The sequence below is a fragment of the Cryobacterium sp. M91 genome (genome assembly GCF_002929615.1).
Taxonomy (GTDB): domain Bacteria; phylum Actinomycetota; class Actinomycetes; order Actinomycetales; family Microbacteriaceae; genus Cryobacterium; species Cryobacterium levicorallinum.
This window is the reverse complement of sequence record NZ_PJJT01000039.1, coordinates 1-6,042: the sequence shown is the minus strand read 5'-3', so window position 1 is coordinate 6,042 and position 6,042 is coordinate 1. Positions and strand designations below refer to the sequence as shown.

At 53.3% G+C, this 6,042-nt stretch carries 3 rRNA genes; all 3 read left to right on the top strand.

Annotated features, from left to right (window positions below):
- The first annotated feature begins 612 nt into the window (after positions 1–612).
- Positions 613–2,146: ribosomal RNA gene (locus tag CXY80_RS00615) — 16S ribosomal RNA — on the top strand.
- A 474-nt stretch (positions 2,147–2,620) separates the two neighbouring features.
- A 23S ribosomal RNA gene (locus tag CXY80_RS00610) occupies positions 2,621–5,749 on the top strand.
- Between the two features lie 122 nt (positions 5,750–5,871).
- A 5S ribosomal RNA gene (gene rrf, locus CXY80_RS00605) occupies positions 5,872–5,988 on the top strand.
- Together the 16S, 23S and 5S rRNA genes form the textbook arrangement of a ribosomal RNA operon.
- The last annotated feature ends 54 nt before the right edge of the window (positions 5,989–6,042 follow it).

Genomic DNA, 6,042 nt, shown 5'->3' with positions numbered 1-6,042 from the left:
GCGACACGCCCGGGTGGGGGGCGTTTTGACGGGTGGGTGGTCTGGCCGTAATGTATCTATACGTACCCCAAAGGTGCGGAAAGCCGTAGTGCTTTCCGGCCTCATGTGGGACCATCTTCTAGCCATATCAATGTAGGGTGCTTGTTTCAAGTGCGTCTGTGTTGGGCTAGGATTGTAAGTCCTTCTTGCTGTTTCTGGTTGGTTGAGTCGCGTGGTTTTGGTCGCTGTTTTGCGCCTGAAACTGGGTGTTTCCTCGATTTGACAGGGACTGGTTGGAGGGTCTAAGTTTGACAAGTTGCCCCGGAGCGACAGCCCAGTTTTGGGCCTGATGTCGGGTGCGTCCGATCCTTGAGAACTCAACAGCGTGCACAATGTCAAATGCCAAAAACCTCGTGGTTGTGGCCCGTTTCTAGCGGGGTGCAGCTGGGAGATTCCTTTGGAAATAATATTGAACAAGTCCTGGTCTTTGGACTAGGCAACTAAACAAAGCAAGTCAGTAATGATTTGTTCTTGTCAGTTTCAAACTTGTATCTTCTCAGCCTATTCCGGTTGGTGGGTGCACTAGATGGGCGTTCGTTTCGTATTTATATGGGGCGGGTAGCTATTCAAACATTTACGGAGAGTTTGATCCTGGCTCAGGACGAACGCTGGCGGCGTGCTTAACACATGCAAGTCGAACGGTGAAGAGGAGCTTGCTCCTTGGATCAGTGGCGAACGGGTGAGTAACACGTGAGCAATCTGCCCTTGACTCTGGGATAACTGCGGGAAACTGTAGCTAATACCGGATATTACCTTGGAAGGCATCTTCTGGGGTGGAAAGAATTTTGGTCAAGGATGAGCTCGCGGCCTATCAGCTAGTTGGTGAGGTAATGGCTCACCAAGGCGACGACGGGTAGCCGGCCTGAGAGGGTGACCGGCCACACTGGGACTGAGACACGGCCCAGACTCCTACGGGAGGCAGCAGTGGGGAATATTGCACAATGGGCGCAAGCCTGATGCAGCAACGCCGCGTGAGGGACGAAGGCCTTCGGGTTGTAAACCTCTTTTAGTAGGGAAGAAGCGACTGGGTTTTCCTGGGAGTGACGGTACCTGCAGAAAAAGCACCGGCTAACTACGTGCCAGCAGCCGCGGTAATACGTAGGGTGCAAGCGTTGTCCGGAATTATTGGGCGTAAAGAGCTCGTAGGCGGTTTGTCGCGTCTGCTGTGAAAACCCGAGGCTCAACCTCGGGCCTGCAGTGGGTACGGGCAGACTAGAGTGCGGTAGGGGAGATTGGAATTCCTGGTGTAGCGGTGGAATGCGCAGATATCAGGAGGAACACCAATGGCGAAGGCAGATCTCTGGGCCGTAACTGACGCTGAGGAGCGAAAGCATGGGGAGCGAACAGGATTAGATACCCTGGTAGTCCATGCCGTAAACGTTGGGAACTAGATGTGGGGACCATTCCACGGTCTCCGTGTCGCAGCTAACGCATTAAGTTCCCCGCCTGGGGAGTACGGCCGCAAGGCTAAAACTCAAAGGAATTGACGGGGGCCCGCACAAGCGGCGGAGCATGCGGATTAATTCGATGCAACGCGAAGAACCTTACCAAGGCTTGACATATACCGGAAACGGCCAGAAATGGTCGCCCCGCAAGGTCGGTATACAGGTGGTGCATGGTTGTCGTCAGCTCGTGTCGTGAGATGTTGGGTTAAGTCCCGCAACGAGCGCAACCCTCGTCCTATGTTGCCAGCACGTAATGGTGGGAACTCATGGGATACTGCCGGGGTCAACTCGGAGGAAGGTGGGGATGACGTCAAATCATCATGCCCCTTATGTCTTGGGCTTCACGCATGCTACAATGGCCGGTACAAAGGGCTGCGATACCGCAAGGTGGAGCGAATCCCAAAAAGCCGGTCTCAGTTCGGATTGAGGTCTGCAACTCGACCTCATGAAGTCGGAGTCGCTAGTAATCGCAGATCAGCAACGCTGCGGTGAATACGTTCCCGGGCCTTGTACACACCGCCCGTCAAGTCATGAAAGTCGGTAACACCCGAAGCCAGTGGCCGAACCCGTAAGGGACGGAGCTGTCGAAGGTGGGATTGGTGATTAGGACTAAGTCGTAACAAGGTAGCCGTACCGGAAGGTGCGGCTGGATCACCTCCTTTCTAAGGAGCACGTGCCGTCCCGTCTGTATACAGCGGAATATGGCGGCCAGTCATACGGAAGCGAATGTCTTCTGATGGCGCTCATGGGTGGAACATTGACATTGATGCAAGAACGGCTGAGATCTACTCGGTACGCCTGGTTCGTGAGAACGAGGTTGGAAAAGTAGGTGTTGGAGAGACTTGTATATGCACGCTGTTGGGTCCTGAGGGACCGGAACAACCCGGGATGAAAGTCCTGGTGTTGATCTGTTTCTTCTGGACTTCTGTGCGTTGGCATCACTTGCCGGCGTGGAGGGGTACCGCCCGTACTTTGAGAACTACACAGTGGACGCGAGCATCTTAAATTTGCCGCAGCATCTTTTAGATGGTGCGGTCAATTACAAAGATCTATGCACTCTTTATTGAGTGCGTGATCATTGGTCAATTTCGATGCCGAATTTATTCGGCATACTTAATCGATTCAAACTCATGTGATTTCAAATTTTTAAGAGCAAACGGTGAATGCCTTGGCATGTAGAGCCGAAGAAGGACGTAGTAATCTGCGATAAGCCTCGGGGAGTTGATAAACGAACTGTGATCCGAGGATGTCCGAATGGGGAAACCCCGCCAGGCCCGTAAGGTGACCTGGTGACTCCCGCCTGAATATATAGGGCGGGTAGAGGGAACGTGGGGAAGTGAAACATCTCAGTACCCACAGGAAGAGAAAACAACAGTGATTCCGTTAGTAGTGGCGAGCGAACCCGGATGAGGCTAAACCGATCATGTGTGATAGCCGGTAGGCGTTGCATGGTCGGGGTTGCGGGACTTTTCTGCCTATTCTACCGAATGGTAAGGGTTAGAACGTTGTATAGACGAACAGGATTGAAAGCCTGGTCATAGAGGGTGCGAACCCCGTAGTCGAAATGCAGCAATCGCCCGAGAAGTATCCCAAGTAGCACGGGGCCCGAGAAATCCCGTGTGAATCCGTCAGGACCACCTGATAAGCCTAAATACTCCTACATGACCGATAGTGAACAAGTACCGTGAGGGAAAGGTGAAAAGTACCCCGGGAGGGGAGTGAAATAGTACCTGAAACCGTTTGCTTACAAACCGTTGGAGCCAGCTTTGTTCTGGTGACAGCGTGCCTTTTGAAGAATGAGCCTGCGAGTTAGTGATATGTGGCGAGCTTAACCCGAGAGGGGAATGCGTAGCGAAAGCGAGTCTGAATAGGGCGATTCAGTCGCATGTCCTAGACCCGAAGCGAAGTGATCTATCCATGGCCAGGTTGAAGCGACGGTAAGACGTCGTGGAGGACCGAACCCACTTCAGTTGAAAATGGAGGGGATGAGCTGTGGATAGGGGTGAAAGGCCAATCAAACTTCGTGATAGCTGGTTCTCTCCGAAATGCATTTAGGTGCAGCGTTGCGTGTTTCTTGCCGGAGGTAGAGCTACTGGATGGCCGATGGGGCCCAAAAGCTTACTGACGTCAGCCAAACTCCGAATGCCGGTAAGTGAGAGCGCAGCAGTGAGACGGTGGGGGATAAGCTTCATCGTCGAGAGGGAAACAACCCAGACCACCAACTAAGGTCCCAAAGCGCGTGCTAAGTGGGAAAGGATGTGGAGTTGCACAGACAACCAGGAGGTTGGCTTAGAAGCAGCCACCCTTGAAAGAGTGCGTAATAGCTCACTGGTCAAGTGATTCCGCGCCGACAATGTAACGGGGCTCAAGCACGCCACCGAAGTTGTGGCATTGATATTTTTGGTAAGCCGCCACCTTGTGTGGTTGGTTCAGCCGTGTTGATGGGTAGGAGAGCGTCGTGTGGCCAGCGAAGCGGCGGTGTAAACCAGCCGTGGAGGCTACACGAGTGAGAATGCAGGCATGAGTAGCGAAAGACGGGTGAGAAACCCGTCCTCCGAAAGATCAAGGGTTCCAGGGCCAGGCTAATCCGCCCTGGGTAAGTCGGGACCTAAGGCGAGGCCGACAGGCGTAGTCGATGGACAACGGGTTGATATTCCCGTACTGACGAAAAACCGCCCAAACTAATCCAGTAATGCTAAGCATCTGAATCCCCTAGATGGATCCCTTCGGGGTGAAGCGTGGGGCCTAGCGTGCGACCCTATGCTGGTGCGGTTAGCGTATTAACAGGTGTGACGCAGGAAGGTAGCTGAGCCGGGCGATGGTTGACCCGGTCTAAGGATGTAGGCCGAGAGATAGGCAAATCCGTCTCTCATATAAGGTTGAGACCCGATGGGTAGCCCGTAAGGGTGAAATCAGTGATCCTATGCTGCCAAGAAAAGCATCGACGCGAGGTTTTAGTCACCCGTACCCCAAACCGACTCAGGTGATCAGGTAGAGAATACTAAGGAGATCGAGAGAATCGTGGTTAAGGAACTCGGCAAAATGCCCCCGTAACTTCGGGAGAAGGGGGGCCTGAGGCGTGAACGGACTTGCTCCGGGAGCGTTCGAAGGCCGCAGAGACCAGTGGGAAGCGACTGTTTACTAAAAACACAGGTCCGTGCTAAGTCGCAAGACGATGTATACGGACTGACGCCTGCCCGGTGCTGGAAGGTTAAGAGGAACGGTTAGCCGCAAGGCGAAGCTGAGAATTTAAGCCCCAGTAAACGGCGGTGGTAACTATAACCATCCTAAGGTAGCGAAATTCCTTGTCGGGTAAGTTCCGACCTGCACGAATGGCGTAACGACTTCCCAGCTGTCTCAACCGCGAACTCGGCGAAATTGCATTACGAGTAAAGATGCTCGTTACGCGCAGCAGGACGGAAAGACCCCGTGACCTTTACTACAGCTTGGTATTGGTGTTCGGTGTGGCTTGTGTAGGATAGGTGGGAGACTGTGAAGCTTGGACGCTAGTTCAGGTGGAGTCATTGTTGAAATACCACTCTGGTCATATTGGATACCTAACTTCGAACCGTGATCCGGTTCAGGGACAGTGCCTGGTGGGTAGTTTAACTGGGGCGGTTGCCTCCTAAAAAGTAACGGAGGCGCCCAAAGGTTCCCTCAACCTGGTTGGTAATCAGGTGTCGAGTGTAAGTGCACAAGGGAGCTTGACTGTAAGACTGACAAGTCGAGCAGGGACGAAAGTCGGGACTAGTGATCCGGCAGTGGCTTGTGGAAGCGCTGTCGCTCAACGGATAAAAGGTACCTCGGGGATAACAGGCTGATCTTGCCCAAGAGTCCATATCGACGGCATGGTTTGGCACCTCGATGTCGGCTCGTCGCATCCTGGGGCTGGAGTAGGTCCCAAGGGTTGGGCTGTTCGCCCATTAAAGCGGTACGCGAGCTGGGTTTAGAACGTCGTGAGACAGTTCGGTCCCTATCCGCTGCGCGCGCAGGAAATTTGAGAAGATCTATCCCTAGTACGAGAGGACCGGGATGGACGAACCTCTGGTGTGTCAGTTGTTCCGCCAGGAGCACCGCTGATTAGCTACGTTCGGAACGGATAACCGCTGAAAGCATCTAAGCGGGAAGCCGGCTTCGAGATGAGATTTCCATCCCTTCGGGGGAGAGGCTCGCAGCTAGACTACTGCGTTGATAGGCCGGATGTGGAAGTGGGGACTAAAGACCCATGGAGCTGACCGGTACTAATAAGCCGATAATTTGATAACACTCAGTTTGAAGAAGCTGCTTTAGCGTCCACTATGTGGTTCTCGATGTACGGTCGAGAACAACGTCCCTGTCAAGGGGACTCTATAACTAAAAAATATAGAATCGATTCATCGGAAGATGTTTCGGCGGCTATAGCGAGAGGGAAACGCCCGGTCACATTCCGAACCCGGAAGCTAAGACTCTCAGCGCTGATGGTACTGCAGGGGGGACCCTGTGGGAGAGTAAGACACCGCCGGACTTAACTTAGAAACAAACAAAAAGGCCACCCGAAAGGGTGGCCTTTTTGCGTTAA